We start from the raw sequence: 16,357 nt of genomic DNA, 5'->3' as shown, positions 1-16,357 counted from the left end.
CGCCCGCCCCGACGAGCGCACCCCCCTACGCGGCCCGCCGCTCCGCTGAAGAACCGACGGCCGAGCCGGCCGACGACCGGCTGCCGGACCATACGTCGGCGGTGTTGCCGCAGCGCGTCCCCGCCGAGCCGGACGTGCCCGTCGTGCCGGAGCCGCCAGCCGTGGAGCCACCCGCCGAAACCCCGGAACTCGCCCGCATCGCCACCCATCTACGCCGCGACGACGAGCCCGCGCCGATGCGCGAGCGGCCGGAGGGCTTCGACGTCGAGGCGATCCTCGCCGCCGTGCGGGGGGTGGCCGGCGTCCGCGACGCGGAGCTGCGCCGCACTCCGGCCGGCGCGCACAGCCTGCGCCTCGACCTCGCCGACGGGGCCGACCCGGCCGAGGTGAGCCGGCAGGTCGCCCGGCTGCTCCAGGAGCGGATGGGGCTGGCCGCCGCCCCGCAGAACGTGCCCGGCGTGCCGGCCGCGCAGGCGCCGCCGGTGCGCCGCCGGTCGGCCGAGTCACGGGCGGAGCCCCGGGCCGAGGCGAGGGCCACGGCGTCCCGCGGAGCCGAGCCACCGGCCGCCGAGACCCGGGTGCCCGGCAGCCGGGTCGCCCCCGGCCGGACGGAAGCCGCCCCGAGCCGCGCCGACCAGCGCGTCGAGGCGCCGGAGACCCCACGTCGCCGCCGGCAGTCCGCCGCCCCGCACCGGGGCCGGGCCACGGTGGAGGAGCCGGGGTCGGTCTCCGCCGTCCCGGCCGCGGCGACGGGCAGCCCGGCGACGGCCAGTGCGGCGTACTCCGGTGGGCAGGTGACCACGACGGAGAGCGCGCCGTCCCGGCCGCTGGACACCGGCGGCACGCCCGGCCCCCGGGTGGTGATCGACCACGTTCAGGTGAGCACCTTCGGGCTCGACGCCACCGTGGAGGTACGCCTGATCGCCGGGGGGCGCAGCGCCGCCGGCTACTCCACGGGGCCGGCGGTTGACGGGTACGTGCTGCGGCTCTGCGCGGTGGCCGCGGGCGCGGCCGTCGACGAGCTGCTGCGCGGCGCCGACCCGGGATCCGACCGGGGGCGGTGCTTCGTCGAGCACGCCGCGGTGGTGCCGTTCGGCAACTGCGAGGTGGCCACGGTGGTGGTGCTGCTGGTCTGCGACGGCTGGGTCGAGCAGCTCGCCGGCTCCGCACTGGTCGCCGGCGACCCGCGGCAGGCGGTGGTCCGGGCCAGCCTGGCCGCGGTCAACCGCCGTCTCGAAGCATTGCTGGGCTGACCGGGTAGCAGCGGCCGACGCGCTGCCGGCCCGGCCGGGCCCGGGCAGACTGAGGCCATGAAGCGCGCCACCCTCTGGCCGGACGACGCCCTTCCCGAGCACTCCTGCCCGCCGCCCTGGCCCGGCCGGGAGGTACGCCTCGACGGCACGGTCACCTACGTCCGGGAGACTCCGGCCAGCGGTCCCGGCGCGGAACCGGCGCTCTACGTGCACGGCCTCGGTGGTTCGTCGCAGAACTGGACCGACCTGGCCTGGCTGCTCGCCGACCAGCTGGACGGGCAAGCCATCGACCTGCCCGGCTTCGGCCGCAGCGAACCGGGTCGCCGCTACACCATCCCGGCCTTTGCCGAGCGGGTGATCCGCTGGATCGAGCACTCCGGCCGGGGGTCGGTGCACCTGTTCGGCAACTCGCTGGGCGGGGCGATCTCGGTGCAGGTGGCGGGGCTGCGGCCGGACCTGGTCCGGACCCTGACCCTGATCTCGCCGGCCCTGCCGTTCCTCGACTTCCGCCGCTCGTTGCAGGGCCGGATGCTGCCGCTGCTGGCGATTCCCCGGGGCGAGCGGATCGCCGCCTGGCGGCTGGCCCAGCTGGCGCCGGAGGTGATGGCGCAGCAGGTGATGGAGGCGTGTGTCGCCGACATGAGCCGGATCAGCGAGCAACGCCGGCAGGAGGCGCTGGAGGAGATCCGGGTGCGGTACGAGGCCGCGCACTACGCCGCGGCGTACGTCCGGACCTTCCGCGGCCTGGTCACCAGCTTCCTGCGGTCGTACCTGCCCGGGTCGGGCTCGCTGTGGCGGTTGGCGGGTACGGTCCGGGCGCCCACGCTGGTCGTCGGGGGGCGGCATGACCGGCTGGTGGACGTGCGGGTGGCGCCGCAGACCGCCCAGGTGATCCCGGACAGCCGGCTGCTGCTGCTCGACGGGGTCGGTCACGTGGCGCAGCTGGAGGTTCCGCGCCTGGTCGCCCGGGCGGTGCTGGGATTACTCGCCGAAACGGGCGACTCCGCCCGGTGGAGTGACATGGCAGGATGACCGGGATGTCCTTCTTCCGCCGCCCCCGGTCCACCTCTGCGACCGGGCCCCCTCGGCCCGCCACTCCGGCCCGACCTCCCGGTACCGGGGACCACCGGGTCGCCGGGCCGAGCGAGGGCCCCCGGGCAGGCGCGGCAGACGGCCGGACCGCCGGGCCGGCCGGAGGGCGCGGGGCGGCGACGCGGTACGACGCTTCCGGTTCGGACCTCAGCCGGCGTCGCCATCGTCGCGGCGGCCGCCGCTCGCGGCGGGTCATGGAGCTGCTGGCGCTCGTCCTCGCGGTCGGCGCGGCGGTGGCGGTCGTCGTCGACCTGGGCGGTGCCGACGTCGGCGCGGAGGTGTTCAGCGGCGGGGCGCCGGCCTCCGTTCCGGTCCTGGCGCCGGTGGCGACCGCGACGGCCGCGTCGCCGCCCGTGACCGCCACGACGCCCCCGCCGCCGGTGCTGCGGCTGCCCGGCCCGGTGCCGTCGGCGGGCACGGGTATCTTCGGGTACGACGACCGGGTCGGCCCGGTGCTGGGCGGTGTCGGGGTGCTGCGCCGCTACCGGGTGGCGGTCGAGTCGGGCGCCGGCGAGGACGCGGGCGAGTTCGCGTCCGCCGTGGAGGAGGCGCTCGCCGGGCCGGGGAGCTGGGTCGACAGCGGTCGGCTGCGGCTGCGGCAGGTGCCGGGAGGCGCGCCGCACGACTTCACGGTCTACCTCGCGACCGCCGGGACGGCGGGCCGGATGTGTGCCGCCGGCGGTGTCGACATCCGGGTCGGCGGACGGCCGTACACGTCGTGCCGGGCGCCGGGCAGGGTGATCATCAACCTGGACCGGTGGCGGCTCTCGGTGCCGCACTTCGTCCGGGCCGGCGTGCCGCTCTCGGTCTATCGCACGTACGTGGTGAACCACGAGGTCGGGCACCAGTTGGGCAACCGGCACGAGCGCTGCCCGGGTGCGGGGCGTCCGGCGCCGGTGATGATGCAGCAGACGCTCTTCCTCGACGGCTGCGTGGCGAATCCCTGGCCGTACCGGGACGGTCGCCGGTACGCCGGCCCGCCCCTCTGATCGGGCCGGCCGGACCAGACCGGCACCGGGCACCGAAAGGGATAACCGGGACGGACGCGACGGTTCCAGATGCCCTGCTTGCAACATTCGCGGCAAAAGCGGAGACATGGCCGATTAGCGTGGGACGCTCGATTCATGACGCCGCCGTCCCCTTCCGGCCCGCCTGCTTCTGGTCGCGCACCCCGCCCGTCCGCCCTGGTCCGGACGCGCGCCCGGCGGCGAACCCTCCGGCTCGGGCTGGTGCTGGTGCTCGCGGCGACCACCGGGGTGGCCCTGGCCAGGGCGGGCGGGTCGGCCACCGAGCCGTTCGGCGACGGTCGGACGGCCCACGGGGCCGGGGCGGGCGAGCGGCGGCAGCCGACGGCGTGGCCGGAGGCCGGCTCGGCAAGCTTCACCACGGCGACCGGAGAGTCGGCGGTGCACGGCACCGACGGCCCGCTGTGGCGGTACCGGGTGGCGGTCGAGCGGGGTACCGGTCAGGACCCCGCCGCGTTCGCCGCCACCGTCGACGAGGTGCTAACCGACCAGCGCAGCTGGATCGCCTCGGAAACGCTGCGGGTGCAGCGGGTGGCCACGGCGGCGGAGGCCGACTTCACCGTCTACCTCGCCACCCCGGACACCTCGGAGCGGATGTGCGCCGAAGGTGGGCTGAGCACCGAGGGCTACACCTCCTGCCGGCTTCCCGGCCAGGTGATCGTCAACCTGGCGCGCTGGCTGGAGGCGGTGCCGGACTACGGGGCCCCGCTGCAGGTCTACCGCGCCTACGTGATCAACCACGAGGTCGGGCACGAGCTCGGCGAGGAGCACCAGACCTGCCCCGGCCCGGGGGAGCCGGCCCCGGTGATGCAGCAGCAGACGTATGGCCTGGACGGCTGCGTGGCCAACGCCTGGCCCTACGTCGACGGCTCCTGGTACGACGGCGACCTCGTCCCCGGTACCTGAGTTATTCCCGCTCCCGCAGTTCGGGCACGTGGCCCTCCTCATGGCCGACCGGCCCGTCGGCGAGCGACAATGGCGCGGTTCGCCACCGCCGATCCCGGGGAGTCCACCGTGTCGCTGCCCCCGCTCGTCGAGCCCGCCGCCGAGCTGACCGTTGACGAGATCCGTCGCTACTCGCGCCACCTGATCATCCCCGACGTCGGGGTCGAGGGGCAGAAGCGGCTGAAGAACGCCCGGGTGCTCTGCGTCGGCGCCGGCGGCCTCGGCTCGCCCGCCCTGATGTACCTGGCCGCGGCCGGGGTCGGCACCCTCGGCATCATCGACTTCGACACCGTCGACGAGTCCAACCTCCAGCGCCAGATCATCCACGGCGTCTCCGACGTGGGCCGGTCGAAGGCCGAGTCCGCAGCGGCGAGCATCCGCGAGATCAACCCGCTGGTCAACGTGGAGATCCACAACACCGCGCTGGACCGGGACAACGTCCGCGAGATCTTCGCCCAGTACGACCTGATCGTCGACGGCACCGACAACTTCGCCACCCGGTACATGGTCAACGACGCGGCGGTGCTGCTCGGCAAGCCGTACGTCTGGGGGTCGATCTACCGCTTCGACGGCCAGGCGTCGGTGTTCTGGGCCGAGCACGGCCCCTGCTACCGCTGCCTCTACCCGGAGCCCCCGCCGCCCGGCATGGTCCCCTCCTGCGCTGAGGGCGGGGTGCTCGGCGTGCTCTGCGCCTCGATCGGCTCGATCCAGGTCAACGAGGCGATCAAGCTGCTCACCGGCATCGGCGAGCCGCTGGTCGGTCGGCTGATGGTCTACGACGCCCTGGAGATGTCGTACCGCAAGATCAAGGTCCGGAAGGACCCGAACTGCGTGCTCTGCGGCGAGAACCCGACCGTCATCGACCTGCTGGAGGACTACGAGGACTTCTGCGGTGCGGTCTCGGTGGAGGCGCAGGAGGCGGTGGTCGACTCGACCATCACCGCCAGGGAGCTCAAGGAGTGGCAGGACGCCGGCAAGGACATCTTCCTGGTCGACGTCCGGGAGCCGGCCGAGTACGAGATCGTCCGGATCCCTGGCGCCACGCTGATCCCCAAGGGCGAGATCCTCTCCGGCGAGGCGCTGGTTAAGCTGCCGCAGGACAGGCAGATCGTGCTGCACTGCAAGTCCGGCGTCCGCTCCGCCGAGGCGCTCGCCGCGCTCAAGGCGGCCGGGTTCCGCGACGCGGTGCACGTGCAGGGCGGAGTGCTCTCCTGGATCAAGCAGATCGACCCGTCGTTGCCGGCGTACTGACCGACCGGAGGCCGGGTGGGGCCGTCGGACCTGCCCCGGCCTCGGCCGATTCACCGAAGCGCGACCACTTGTTCACGAGTAGCGTTGCCGCCGTGGTCGACATGGACGCCGCGATCGGCTTCGTCGTGGCTCACGGGGACGCGGTGGACCGGGCCCGTCTCTCCCGGTTGCGCACCGGTGCGCCGGCACCGCCGGAACTGCTGGACGCCGCGGAGGTCGGCCAGGCGCCCGACGGGGGTTGGCCCGCGGTCTGGGGTGGGGAGGTCGCCTCGGTCGACGCCACCTGCTTCCGCCTCTCCGAACTGGACGACCTCGGCGCGCTCGGCCGGCCCGCCGCCCGCCGGGCGCTGGACTGGCTGGCCGCCCGCCAACTGCCCGACGGCGGCTGGGACGAGGACCCGGCCTTGGCCAGCTTCGCCCCGGAGTGGGCCCGACCGGGCGACCCCGAGGCGGCGTTCTACCAGACCGCCAACGCCGGCTTCTGGCTCACCGTGGCCGGACTGGACGCCCGGGCGGCCGGGCCGCTGGACCACCGGGTCGGCGGCGCGTACGCGGGGGTGGTGCACGCCGCCGCCCAGTCGCTGGCCGCCCGGCTACCGTCGGACGGCACCTGGCCGTCCTTCCTGCCCGCCGGGTGGCTGAGCGCGGCGGTCCTGCACCGGCAGGAGATGTTCCACGAGTCGGCGCGGATCCAGGTGGCGCTGGTCGAGCGGATCCCCGAGATGTCCCCGGCCAACGTCGCCTGGCTGGCCGCGACCCTGCGCCGGGCCGGCATCGACGAGCAGGACTGGTCGCTGGTGCGGGCGCGGCGCCGGCTGGCCGAGACCCAGCGCAGCGACGGCGGGTGGGAGAGCGACGACGGGCACCAGTTCGACGTGCACACCACGCTCACCGCGATCCGCGCCTGCCGCTGAGGCCGCCCCGCCCGGCGGGAGCCCTGGCCGGCGCGCCCTGGCCGCCCTGCCTGCCCGACGCGCCCTGGCCGGCGCGCCCCGGTCGACCCGCCCTGGCCGGCGCGCCGCTCGCGTGACCGGCCCGGGCGTGCCGCCACCGGCCTCACCTCAGCTGGCTGATCACCAGCGGCCACCAGCCGTCCGGGGCGAAGGCGGCGGGGTCGATGCTCTCCAGGACGGTACGCAGCGTCTCGGCCCGCTCGGCCCGGCCCGGCTTGCCCTCGTCCGCCTCCACGAAGAGCGCGAACTGGTAGAGGAACTCGACGAAGGTGCGGAAGTTGCTGTTGACGCCCTGGATGTCCTGCTGCGCCAGGTCGAACTGGAGGATCTCGCCGGTCCTCGGGTCGAGCACGTAGAGCAGGTCGGTGTTGTCGGCGACCGCGCCGACCACGATCAGCCGGATGTCCAGCGAACCGTCCTCGGTGCTCAGCTGGATCGTGTCGAACAGCTCGATGTCGCCCTCGAGGAAGCCGGTGTAGACGACCGCTACGTCGAGCGGGATCTCGTCACCGGCGGGGAGCATGTCCGGGCTGAAGCCGCCCTCCAACCACGCCTCGCGCGGGTACGGGATCAGCTCGTCCTCGCTCCACAGGGAACGGAACCGGGGGTCAGCGGCCATGACGGTCCTTCGCGGTCGGGAGTGGGTCGGTCAGGACGCCAGCCCGGCGGCGACCAGCAGCCGCCGCCAGCTGTCGGCGTACTCGCCGGCGTGCCGCCCGGTGCGGATCCGCCGGTCCCGCACGCCGGGGCCGAGGACCGTCGCGACCAGCTCCGGGTAGCCCGGGCCGAACACGTGCTCGTTGAAGAAGGTGGCGAGGCCCGGCGCGATGACGGTGAACTCGACGTCGGAGTCGGGGTGCTCGTACTGGAAGACGTAGTCGTCCGGTTCCATCCAGTAGACGTCGAGGTCCTCGACGTCGAGGTAGATCGGGGCACCGCCGGTGATCTCCCCGCGCAGCCCCGGCGGGACGCTGTGCACCTCGTGGCCGATGGGCAGCGGGCTGCCCATCGGATCGTCCGGGTCGACCGGGCGGGCGGCCCAGGCCGCCGGGCTGCGGATCGCCGCCGGCTGCGCGAACCGGAAATTGTCCCCCTCCACCCGGTCGAAGAGGCTGTACGTCTCGGCCACGCCGGGCAGGTCGGGGATCGGCTCCAGCGGGGCCGGCTCGCCGATGACGACGCCGAAGCCGTGCTCGGCCTCCACCCGCCGCAGCAGGGCGAGCTTCTCCCGGATCTCGCCGCGGGCGGCGGGGTCGTCGGGACTGGTCACGGGATCACCTTCACGATGACCGGGGTGCCTTCGGGGACGTCCCGCAGTGCGACCGAGATGTCGCTGCCGAGCTGGCGGTTCGTCCAAGCGTCCATCGGCCTGAGGTTAGCGTAGACGTCCTCGCCGTCGAGCTGCAGCTCGTGGATGTGGTCCGGGTCGAGCCCCTGGCCCCGGGCGGTGATCGGCCCCTTGCCGGCATAGAGCTGGTCCACCACGTTCTTGTTGGCCAGGTACTTGTTGGTCGCCGGGGTGCCCATGTCCTGGGTGAGGCGGCCGTCCTTGGTCAGGTTCCGGATCAGCCGGTCGCGGTAGACGTTGGTGCGGGTCCGCCGCTTGCCGGTGGAGGGGTCGTAGACCTTGTTGCTGTCCCGGTCCGAGGGCGCCTTCTTCAGCGCCCCGTCCTGGCCGAGCCGTTGCAGGTCCCGGGCCTTGCGGTCGAAGTCCCGCTTGTCGAAGTCCGGCCGGTTGCGCAGCACCAGCACCGCCGGCCCCTTCGGCTTGGTGCCGGCAGACTTGGCGGTACGGAACACGTCGGCGTTCTCCAGGTACGCCGACACGATCCGGGCGCCCTTCGCCTGCGTCTGGCGGGGCGGGGCGGTGCGCTTCTTAGCCATTGAGCACCGCCTCGACGGCCATGCCGATCAGCTGGTCGATGATCAGGCCGGTGATCATCTTGAAGATCGGGATCTCCAGCAGTGACGCCCCGAAGGTGACCGCCGCCGTGGCGATCGCCTGCGCGATCTGGATGGCCAGCAGCGCCAGTTGGATGATCACCTGGATCTTCAGGGCCAGCACCACGCCCGCGGCCACCATCAGCCCGACGCCGATGACGGTCGCTGGCCGGGCGGCGTCGGCGATGTTGCGCGCCGCCGACTCACCGTCGTTCCACTCGCCGGCGAAGGCGGTGAAGCTCTCGCCCCGGTTGTTGTCGAGCACCGTCCGCGCCGCCGACTCCAGCTGCGCGACCGACCCGGAGATCCGGCCGGCCATGCCGGTCCACTCCCCGGCGAGCTGGAAGATCGCCGTCTCGTCGGACTCGGGCCAGTCGTAGCCGAGCATCGAGAGCAGGGACGCGAGTTCGCCCGGAATTGTCAGGCCCACGGCGGCTCCTTTCGTACGTCGGAGCGGCTCAGCCGCCCAGCGAGCCGAGCATCGAGCGGAAGGAGGCGGCCGCGTCCTCCTCCACGGCGCGGTAGCTGTCGGCCATCCCGCGCAGCCCGTCGACGTAGCTCTCCAGCTCGGCGATGTTGGTGCCGAGGCACTCGGAGAGCGCCTCCACGCACGCCTGGTGGGCCACGCCCAGCAGCGTCCCGATGCCGTCGCCGCCGAAGGCCGCGGCGTAGCCGCCGACCGTGGTCTGGAAGCCCTCGAAGATCTCGCGGACGGACTCCTTGGCCTGGTCGAGCTCGTCCGCGCCACGGCGCAGCGCGTCGATGTCGACGTCGAGGTTCTCCACACTCAGTCCCGCTGCAGTTTTCGCATGGTCTCGCTGACCGCCCGGCTGATCTCCCGCATCTGCCGCAGGCTCTCGTCCTGGAGCCGCTCGACGGTGGCGGTCATCGCGGCGAGGTCGGGCATCGGCTCGGCGGCGCCGTCGTCCTGGCCGTCGAGCGCCCCGTTGACCGCGTGCCGCAGCTCGGTGGCGAGGTACTCCGAGCCCTCGCGGAGCACCCGCGGGTCGATGTCGACGTCGCTGACCCGCCCGTCGGTGCCGATGGTGACCCGGATCCGGCCGTCGGCCGCCTCCGCCACCGACTCCACCCGATCCCGGGGGGTGACGGTGCGGCTCACGTCGCGCAACGCCGCCCGCGCCTGTGCCAGTTGCTGTTCCAGGGCGTTCTCGCCCAGCATGCCGCCTCCCCAGACAAGCCGTGCCGAACCGGCCCCAGACTAACCGCCCCGCGCACACCGGCGGAGTCCCGGCCGTCCGTCCACCCGCGACGGTCAGCCGCGTAGGTGCCCGTCGCCGGTGACCACGTACTTGGTGGAGGTCAGTTCGGGCAGCCCCATCGGGCCGCGGGCGTGCAGCTTCTGGGTGGAGATGCCGATCTCCGCGCCGAAGCCGAACTCGCCGCCGTCGGTGAACCGGGTCGAGGCGTTGACCATCACCGCCGCCGCGTCCACCCGGGCCACGAAGTCACGGGCGGCCGTGGTGGACTCGGTGACGATCGCCTCGGTGTGCCCGGTGCCGTACCGCCGGATGTGCGCGACCGCCGCGTCGAGCGAGTCCACGACGGCGACCGAGATGTCCGCCGAGAGGTACTCGGTGGCGAAGTCCTCCTCGGTGGCCGGCACCACCGCGGCGGAGTGGGCCGCCACCCGCTCGTCGCCGTGCACGGTGACACCGGCCTCGGCGAACGCTTCCAGCACCGGGGGCAGGAAGGTGTCGGCGATCCCCGCGTGCACCAGCAGCGACTCGGCGGTGTTGCAGGTGGACAGCCGCTGGGTCTTGGCGTTGAGGGTGACCGCGACCGCCTTGGCCACGTCAGCGGCGGCGTCGACGTAGACGTGGCAGTTGCCGACGCCGGTCTCGATCACCGGCACGGTGGACTCCTCCACCACGGTGCGGATCAGCGCCGCGCCGCCGCGTGGGATCAGCACGTCGACCAGGCCCCGCGCCCGCATCAGCTCCTTGACCGAGTCGCGGGACGCGGCGTCGAGCAGTTGCACCGCGTCGGCCGGCAGGCCGGTCGAGGCGACCGCGTCGCGCAGCACCGCGACCAGCGCCGCGTTGGAGTGCGCGGCGGAGGAGGAGCCGCGCAGCAGCGCCGCGTTGCCGGACTTCAGGCAGATGCCGGCGGCGTCGACGGTCACGTTGGGGCGGGCCTCGTAGACGATGCCGACCACCCCGAACGGCACCCGGATCTGCCGCAGTTCCAGGCCGTTGGGCAGGGTCGAGCCGCGGACCACCTCGCCCACCGGGTCGGGCAGCGCGGCCATCTGCCGCAGCGCGTCGGCGATGCCGGCCACCCGGCCCTCGTCGAGGGCGAGCCGGTCCAGCACGGCCGCGGTCAGCCCGGCCGCGCGCCCGGCCGCCAGGTCCGCCGTGTTCGCGGCCAGGATCTCTGGGGTACGCGCCACCAGCGCGTCGGCCATCGCGGCCAGCGCCGCGTCCTTGGCCGTACGGGTGGCGACCGCCAGCGCGTTCGCCGCGTCGCGGGCCCGCCGGGCCTGCTCGGTGACGCTCATCGTGCACTCCTCACAGCAGCACCAGGTCGTCGCGGTGGACGACCTCTCGTTCGTACGCCGGGCCGAGCGCCGCGGCGAGTTCCGTGGTGGACCGGCCGAGCAGCCCGGGCAGCTCCACCGCGTCGTAGTTGACCAGCCCCCGGGCGACCGGCGCGCCCTCGGCGTCGACCAGGTCCACCGGGTCGCCGGCGGTGAACGCCCCGTCCACCGCGGTGATCCCGGCGGGCAGCAGCGACTTGCGCCGGCCCACCACCGCCGCGACCGCGCCGGGATCCAGGTGCAGCCGGCCCCGGGGCGAGGTGGCGTGGGCGAGCCAGAACAGCCGGGCGGCCGGCCGGCGCCGGCTGGGGTGGAACAGGGTGCCGACCGGCTCGCCGGCCAGGGCCGGGGCGGCCAGCGGCGCGGCGGTGAGCACCACCGGGATGCCGAAGCCGGTGGCGATCCGGGCCGCCTCCACCTTCGTCACCATGCCCCCGGTGCCGACCCCGGCCCGGCCCGCACCGCCGAATGCCACGCCGGCGAGGTCCCGCTCGTCGCGTACCTCGGTGATCCGGGCGGCGCCGGGCCGGGTCGGGTCGCCGGTCCAGAGCGCGTCGACGTCGGAGAGGAGCACCAGCAGGTCGGCGTCGACCAGCGCGGCGACCAGGGCGGCCAGCCGGTCGTTGTCGCCGAACCGGATCTCCTCGGTGGCCACCGTGTCGTTCTCGTTGACGATCGGCACCGCCCGCAGGTCGAGCAGCTTGCGCAGGGTCCGGTACGCGTTGCGGTAGTGCGCCCGCCGGGTGACGTCGTCGACGGTGAGCAGCACCTGCCCGACGGTGAGCCGGCGCCGGGCGAAGCTGGCCGCGTACCGCCCGATCAGCAGGCCCTGCCCGACGCTGGCGGCGGCCTGCTGGGTGGCCAGGTCGCGTGGGCGTCGGGGCAGCCCCAGCGGGGCCAGGCCGGCGGCGATCGCGCCGGAGGAGACCAACACCACCTCGCGCCCCTGCCCGGCCAGCGCGCCGAGGGTGTCGACGAGCGCGTCGACCCGCTCGTCGTCCAGGCCGCCGCCGGCGGTGGTCAACGAGGAGGATCCGATCTTGACGACCACCCGTCGGGCCGCCGTGACCATGTCGCGCACCCGCCTATTCTGCGCGGTCGGTTCCGCCACGCCCCGCCGCGTTCTCATATCGTGGCCGGTCGTGAGACCTGACGAGTACGTCGAGGCGGTGCTGGAGCTGGTCGAGCGGATCCCACCCGGCCGGGTGATGTCGTACGGGGCGGTGGCCGACGCGCTGGCCGAACGGTCGGGGCGCTCCTCCGCCCGGCTGGTCGGCTCAATCATGGCCCGGCACGGGGGCGGGGTGCCCTGGCACCGGGTGGTGACCGCGGCGGGCCGCCTCCCGCCCGGTCACGAGCGGGAGGCCCGGGCCCGGCTGCGCGCCGAGGGAACCCCGCTGCGCGGCGACGGGGTGGACATGCGGGCGGCGAGCTGGTCCCCGGAAGAGGGGGTGTGACGCGAGTCATAACGTTTCACCGGCACCGAGCCCGGCCTGGACCTCTTCGTCCTGGTCGACGAGCTGGCCGCCCGGGGCTGGCACACCCAGCCCCAGCTCGCGTACGCCAACCTGCCGCCGAGCGTGCACCTGACGGTGACCGCCGCGGTGGCGCACCGGGTGGCCGAGTTCGGCCCGGACCTCGCCGACGCGGTGGCCGCCGCCCGGGCGGCCGGCCCGGTCGTGCTGCCGGGCGACCTGCTCGCGCTCGCGGCCACGCTGACCCCCGACGCGCTCACCCCGGAGTTGGTCGCCGGGCTGGCCGCCGGGCTGGGTCTGGGCGGGGCGGACGCACACAGTCCCGCGCCGGAGCGGATGGCGGCGGTGAACACCCTGCTCAACGCCGCCCCGCCGGCGCTGCGGGAGCGGCTGCTGGTGGAGTTCGTCGGGCTGCTGCAACGGCCGACGTACTGACCGGCCCGGCTGGCGCCCAGCCCGCGGGCCCCCGGCCTCGGACCGCACCCGGCTCCGGACCGCACCCGGCTCCGGACGGCGCCGGGCCCGGGGCGGCGCCCGGCCGTCCGGGCGCACCCGCGCGCTGTGGTTGACTGTCGGGTGGAGGACGGGGAAGGGGGCGTCGTGCAGCTGCCGGCGGTGCTCGGCGAGCCGATCCGGTTCGTGCTGAACTGGGGTCGCCGCTACTCGCTCTGGGTCTTCAACTTCGGCCTGGCCTGCTGCGCGATCGAGTTCATCGCGACCAGCATGGGCCGGCACGACTTCATCCGGCTCGGCGTGATCCCGTTCGCCCACGGCCCCCGGCAGGCGGACCTGATGGTCGTCTCCGGCACGGTGACCGACAAGATGGCCCCGGCGATCAAGCGGCTCTACGACCAGATGCCCGAGCCGAAGTACGTGATCTCCTTCGGCGCCTGCTCCAACTGCGGCGGCCCCTACTGGGATTCGTACTCGGTGACCAAGGGGGTTGACCAGCTCATCCCCGTCGACGTCTACGTGCCCGGCTGCCCGCCCCGGCCGGAGGCGCTGCTGCACGGCATCCTGCGGCTGCAGGAGAAGATCGCCGCCGAGCAGTCCGGCATCGGCGGCGTGTTCCGCCCGGACGTGCTCGCCGCGCCCGTCGACGCGCCGCCGCACGACGCCGGGTCCACCGGCGCGGCCCCGCGCTCCGCCGAGTCGCTCACCGCCCCGCCGGTCCGCCCGCCGGGGCGCTGACGCGGCCGAGGGGCTGGGCAGGACCGGTCGATCGGCCGAGGTTCCCGGGTGGCCGGCGAGGGCTGGCGCGACGATCACCAACTCGCCCCACCGGTGTGGGTCCACAACATCCACCAGGCAGCCGGTGAACGTTCGTGGACACCGCACTAGCCTGCGCACCATGAGTCACTCCGCGGAGCAGCGTTCCGCCTTCATCGTCGACGTGCTCACCGAGGAGTTCGGCGCGTCGATGGCGCTCGACCCGGCCGCGTTCCGGCGCAAGTTCCGCAAGATGGCCGCCTCGCCGTTCGCCTTCTACCGGGGCAGCGCCACGCTCTTCTACGCCGACCAGCGCGGCGACTTCGCCGACGAGGCGTTCCTCGACGGGCGGACCAGCCGGGTGTGGATCCACGGCGACCTGCACGCGGAGAACTTCGGCACGTACATGAACGGCTCCGGGCAGCTGGTGTTCAACGTCAACGACTTCGACGAGGCGTACGTCGGGCCGTTCACCTGGGACCTGAAGCGGTTCGCGGGCAGCGTGGCCCTGCTCGGCTACGCCAAGGCGCTCTCCGACCGGTCGATCAGCGACCTGGTCGCCGGCTTCGCCGGGTCGTACCTGACGGAGCTGCGGGCGATCGCGGCCGGTGGGGACGACGCGATCGGCTCGATCACGCTGGAGAACGCCGACGGTGTGCTGCGCCGGGTGCTCCAGCAGGCCCGGCTCAACACCCGGGTCGATTTGCTCGCCGAGCAGACCACCATCGACAACTACGAACGCCGGTTCTCCCTCGGTGACGGGGTCTTCGAGGTCGACCGGCGGACCCGGGAGAAGGTCTCCGCGGCCTTCGCGGAGTACCTCGGCACCCTGCCGGTGGCGACCGCGCCGCTGCGCCCGGTCTCCGCCCACATCAAGGACGTGGTGCTGCGCAAGGGGGTGGGCATCGGCTCGGCCGGGCTGCCGTCGTACAACCTGCTGCTGGAGGGGCACACCCAGGCGCTGGAGAACGACGTCGTGATCTACATGAAGCAGGCGCAGGTGCCGGCGGTGGCCCGGCACATCGTCGACGACACGGTCCGCGGCTACTTCCAGCACCAGGGGCACCGCACCGCCGAGTCGCAGCGGGCGCTGCAGGCGCACGCCGATCCGTGGCTGGGCTTCACCGAGCTGGACGGGGCCGGGCAGCTCGTCGCCGAGGTCTCCCCATACGCCGCCGACCTGGACTGGGCGGACGTGAACGAGCCGGAGGAACTGGCCGGCGTCCTGGCCGACCTGGGCCGGGCGGTCGCCCGCATGCACTCGGTGGCCGACGACGAGTCCAGCCACGACCTGGTCGACTACTCCACCGAGGAGGCGATCGTGGCGACCGTGGACGCGGACGAGTCGGGCTTCGTCGCGTACCTGGTGGACTTCGCCCACGCGTACGGTGCCCGGGCCCGGCAGGACCACCAGCTCTTCGTCGACCTGTTCCGCAACGGCCGGCTGCCCGGCATCTGACCGCCCCCAGCCCACCTCGCCGAGCCGCTGTCACGCGGCGAAGTCCAGCACCACCTTGATGTCGTCCGGCTGCGGGGTGTACGCCGCGGTGTACTCCGCCACCGGCACCCGCCGGCTGATCAGCGAGCTGAGCCAGGACCGGTCGGCCCGGGCCAGCGCCTCGGCGGCCAGGTCCCAGTGCCGGCGGTTGGCGTTCACCGAGCCGAAGACCACGTTGTTCTCCAGCACCAGGGCGCGGTTCAGCGCCCCGGCGTCGAAGTCGATGGTCCGCCCGCCGGAGGAGACCCCGGCCAGGCAGACGATGCCGGTGGGTGCCGCCTTGCACATCACGTCGAGGACGACGACCGGTGCGCCGGTGCACTCGACCACCACGTCCGGTTCGAAGTCCAGGTCGTTCACCGGCACGCAGTGGTAGGTCGCGCCGAGCGCGGCGACCAGCTCGGGTTTCGGGCCGGTGCTGGCCAGGTCGAGCACGTGCACGGCGAGCCCGCGCTGGGTGGCCAGCAGCGCGGCGAGCAGGCCGATCGGGCCGGCACCGGTGACCAGCACGGTCCGCGGCTGCCACTCGGCCCGGTGCCCGATCCGCTCGATGTGGTCCCACGCCTTGGCCACCACGCTGGTCGGCTCCAGCAGCACGCCGACCTCGGCGAGCGCCGGATCCAGCCCGACGGCGAACCGGGGCTGCACCCGCCACCGGTCCCGGGCGAAGCCCGGCAGCGCCTTGATGCCGTGCTCGGTGTACAGCCCGTTGCGGCACATGTCCCACTCGCCGACGGCGCAGTTCGGGCAGGGCACCGGGTCGGGGTGCCGGACGATCCCGGCCACCAGGTCGCCCGGTTGCAGCGTCCCGGTCGGGTCCTCCAGCACCCGGCCCAACGACTCGTGCCCGAGCACCAGGCGGTCGGTGCCCGGCGGGGCATCGCCGTAGTGCCCGGCGATGATCTCGTGGTCGGTGCCGCAGATCCCGATCGCCAGGGACTCGACCAGGATGGCACCCTCCTCGCTGGCCGGCTCGGGATGGTCCTCGGTCAGCCGCAGCGAGTCGGTCACACCCGGGTTCACAGTCACAGCGCGCACGACTCTCATCTTTCCCCGCCGGCGGCTCCGCCGCCGGCCAAAGCGCGCAGTCGGCCCGCCGGGCATGACCCGCCCGGCTGTCCCGCCGCCCCGCCGGGCGCTGTCCGGGCCGCCGGTCCG

At 74.0% G+C, this 16,357-nt stretch carries 17 protein-coding genes and 2 pseudogenes; 10 read left to right on the top strand and 9 right to left on the bottom strand.

Annotated elements, in window-relative coordinates:
* From C1I99_RS19015 to C1I99_RS34610, 6 genes and pseudogenes are all read left to right on the top strand, one after another.
* A pseudogene (locus C1I99_RS19015) lies at positions 1-1,253 on the top strand (hypothetical protein); the annotation flags it as partial.
* 57 nt (positions 1,254-1,310) lie between these two features.
* Positions 1,311-2,285, top strand: coding sequence for an alpha/beta fold hydrolase (locus tag C1I99_RS19010; RefSeq protein ID WP_111135566.1), 975 nt, complete (start codon positions 1,311-1,313; stop codon positions 2,283-2,285).
* Positions 2,286-2,539: 254 nt separating this feature from the next.
* Positions 2,540-3,334, top strand: coding sequence for a DUF3152 domain-containing protein (locus C1I99_RS19005; RefSeq protein ID WP_111135565.1), 795 nt, complete (start codon positions 2,540-2,542; stop codon positions 3,332-3,334).
* A 240-nt stretch (positions 3,335-3,574) separates the two neighbouring features.
* Complete coding sequence (locus tag C1I99_RS19000) at positions 3,575-4,276, top strand: DUF3152 domain-containing protein (RefSeq protein WP_233512583.1); 702 nt, start codon at positions 3,575-3,577, stop codon at positions 4,274-4,276.
* Between the two features lie 69 nt (positions 4,277-4,345).
* Positions 4,346-5,566, top strand: coding sequence for an adenylyltransferase/sulfurtransferase MoeZ (moeZ, locus tag C1I99_RS18995; protein ID WP_199562256.1), 1,221 nt, complete (start codon positions 4,346-4,348; stop codon positions 5,564-5,566).
* Between the two features lie 101 nt (positions 5,567-5,667).
* Positions 5,668-6,480 (top strand): prenyltransferase/squalene oxidase repeat-containing protein, encoded by an 813-nt coding sequence (locus tag C1I99_RS34610; protein ID WP_111135567.1) that lies wholly within the window; start codon positions 5,668-5,670, stop codon positions 6,478-6,480.
* Between the two features lie 142 nt (positions 6,481-6,622).
* On the opposite strand, the gene C1I99_RS18985 is transcribed toward C1I99_RS34610, so the two are convergent.
* The 8 genes from C1I99_RS18985 to proB all read right to left on the bottom strand — a co-directional run bounded on the left by C1I99_RS18985 (position 6,623) and on the right by proB (position 12,146).
* Positions 6,623-7,138 (bottom strand): SUKH-4 family immunity protein, encoded by a 516-nt coding sequence (locus C1I99_RS18985; RefSeq protein WP_111135563.1) that lies wholly within the window; start codon positions 7,136-7,138, stop codon positions 6,623-6,625.
* A gap of 30 nt (positions 7,139-7,168) precedes the next feature.
* A complete protein-coding gene (locus tag C1I99_RS18980; protein WP_111135562.1) occupies positions 7,169-7,789 on the bottom strand; it encodes a hypothetical protein in 621 nt (206 codons plus the stop codon).
* Positions 7,786-8,403 (bottom strand): hypothetical protein, encoded by a 618-nt coding sequence (locus C1I99_RS18975; RefSeq protein ID WP_111135561.1) that lies wholly within the window; start codon positions 8,401-8,403, stop codon positions 7,786-7,788. Before C1I99_RS18975 ends, C1I99_RS18980 begins: the two co-directional genes overlap by 4 nt.
* Positions 8,396-8,890 (bottom strand): WXG100-like domain-containing protein, encoded by a 495-nt coding sequence (locus tag C1I99_RS18970; protein ID WP_111135560.1) that lies wholly within the window; start codon positions 8,888-8,890, stop codon positions 8,396-8,398. Before C1I99_RS18970 ends, C1I99_RS18975 begins: the two co-directional genes overlap by 8 nt.
* 28 nt (positions 8,891-8,918) lie before the next feature.
* Complete coding sequence (locus tag C1I99_RS18965; protein WP_111135559.1) at positions 8,919-9,245, bottom strand: WXG100 family type VII secretion target; 327 nt, start codon at positions 9,243-9,245, stop codon at positions 8,919-8,921.
* A gap of 2 nt (positions 9,246-9,247) precedes the next feature.
* The gene (locus tag C1I99_RS18960; RefSeq protein WP_111135558.1) at positions 9,248-9,640 is read right to left on the bottom strand and encodes a YbaB/EbfC family nucleoid-associated protein; all 393 of its coding nucleotides are present in this window, start codon (positions 9,638-9,640) and stop codon (positions 9,248-9,250) included.
* A gap of 93 nt (positions 9,641-9,733) precedes the next feature.
* Complete coding sequence (locus C1I99_RS18955) at positions 9,734-10,978, bottom strand: glutamate-5-semialdehyde dehydrogenase (RefSeq protein ID WP_111135557.1); 1,245 nt, start codon at positions 10,976-10,978, stop codon at positions 9,734-9,736.
* 10 nt (positions 10,979-10,988) lie between these two features.
* Positions 10,989-12,146 (bottom strand): glutamate 5-kinase, encoded by a 1,158-nt coding sequence (gene proB / locus C1I99_RS18950; protein WP_111135556.1) that lies wholly within the window; start codon positions 12,144-12,146, stop codon positions 10,989-10,991.
* Between the two features lie 13 nt (positions 12,147-12,159).
* Here proB and C1I99_RS18945 point away from each other — a divergent pair, with 13 nt between their 5' ends.
* The 4 genes and pseudogenes from C1I99_RS18945 (at position 12,160) to C1I99_RS18930 (ending at position 15,160) form a co-directional block, all read left to right on the top strand.
* Complete coding sequence (locus C1I99_RS18945) at positions 12,160-12,474, top strand: MGMT family protein (RefSeq protein WP_111135555.1); 315 nt, start codon at positions 12,160-12,162, stop codon at positions 12,472-12,474.
* 15 nt (positions 12,475-12,489) lie between these two features.
* Positions 12,490-12,927 (top strand): annotated as a pseudogene (locus C1I99_RS18940) (aspartate aminotransferase family protein); the annotation flags it as partial.
* Between the two features lie 165 nt (positions 12,928-13,092).
* Positions 13,093-13,683, top strand: a complete 591-nt coding sequence (locus C1I99_RS18935; RefSeq protein WP_111135554.1) for an NADH-quinone oxidoreductase subunit B — start codon at positions 13,093-13,095, stop codon at positions 13,681-13,683.
* A 160-nt stretch (positions 13,684-13,843) separates the two neighbouring features.
* Positions 13,844-15,160: a DUF2252 domain-containing protein gene (locus tag C1I99_RS18930; protein ID WP_111135553.1), complete on the top strand. Its 1,317-nt coding sequence runs from the start codon at positions 13,844-13,846 to the stop codon at positions 15,158-15,160.
* Positions 15,161-15,190: 30 nt separating this feature from the next.
* On the opposite strand, the gene C1I99_RS18925 is transcribed toward C1I99_RS18930, so the two are convergent.
* Entirely contained in the window at positions 15,191-16,237 is a 1,047-nt protein-coding gene (locus C1I99_RS18925; RefSeq protein WP_199562252.1) for a glucose 1-dehydrogenase, read from the bottom strand.
* Positions 16,238-16,357 lie beyond the last annotated feature (120 nt).

Origin of the sequence: Micromonospora deserti, assembly GCF_003236335.1 — a bacterium.
GTDB classification, from domain to species: domain Bacteria; phylum Actinomycetota; class Actinomycetes; order Mycobacteriales; family Micromonosporaceae; genus Micromonospora; species Micromonospora deserti.
This window is presented reverse-complemented; position numbering and strand designations above follow the sequence as displayed.

Coding starts and splice junctions, on each gene's coding strand:
- C1I99_RS19010 (WP_111135566.1), top strand. CDS start 1,311: ATGAAGCGCGCCACCCTCTGGCCGGACGACGCCCTTCCCGAGCACTCC.
- C1I99_RS19005 (WP_111135565.1), top strand. CDS start 2,540: ATGGAGCTGCTGGCGCTCGTCCTCGCGGTCGGCGCGGCGGTGGCGGTC.
- moeZ (WP_199562256.1), top strand. CDS start 4,346: ATGGCGCGGTTCGCCACCGCCGATCCCGGGGAGTCCACCGTGTCGCTG.
- C1I99_RS34610 (WP_111135567.1), top strand. CDS start 5,668: ATGGACGCCGCGATCGGCTTCGTCGTGGCTCACGGGGACGCGGTGGAC.
- C1I99_RS18985 (WP_111135563.1), bottom strand. CDS start 7,138: ATGGCCGCTGACCCCCGGTTCCGTTCCCTGTGGAGCGAGGACGAGCTG.
- C1I99_RS18975 (WP_111135561.1), bottom strand. CDS start 8,403: ATGGCTAAGAAGCGCACCGCCCCGCCCCGCCAGACGCAGGCGAAGGGC.
- C1I99_RS18960 (WP_111135558.1), bottom strand. CDS start 9,640: ATGCTGGGCGAGAACGCCCTGGAACAGCAACTGGCACAGGCGCGGGCG.
- C1I99_RS18955 (WP_111135557.1), bottom strand. CDS start 10,978: ATGAGCGTCACCGAGCAGGCCCGGCGGGCCCGCGACGCGGCGAACGCG.
- proB (WP_111135556.1), bottom strand. CDS start 12,146: ATGAGAACGCGGCGGGGCGTGGCGGAACCGACCGCGCAGAATAGGCGG.
- C1I99_RS18930 (WP_111135553.1), top strand. CDS start 13,844: ATGAGTCACTCCGCGGAGCAGCGTTCCGCCTTCATCGTCGACGTGCTC.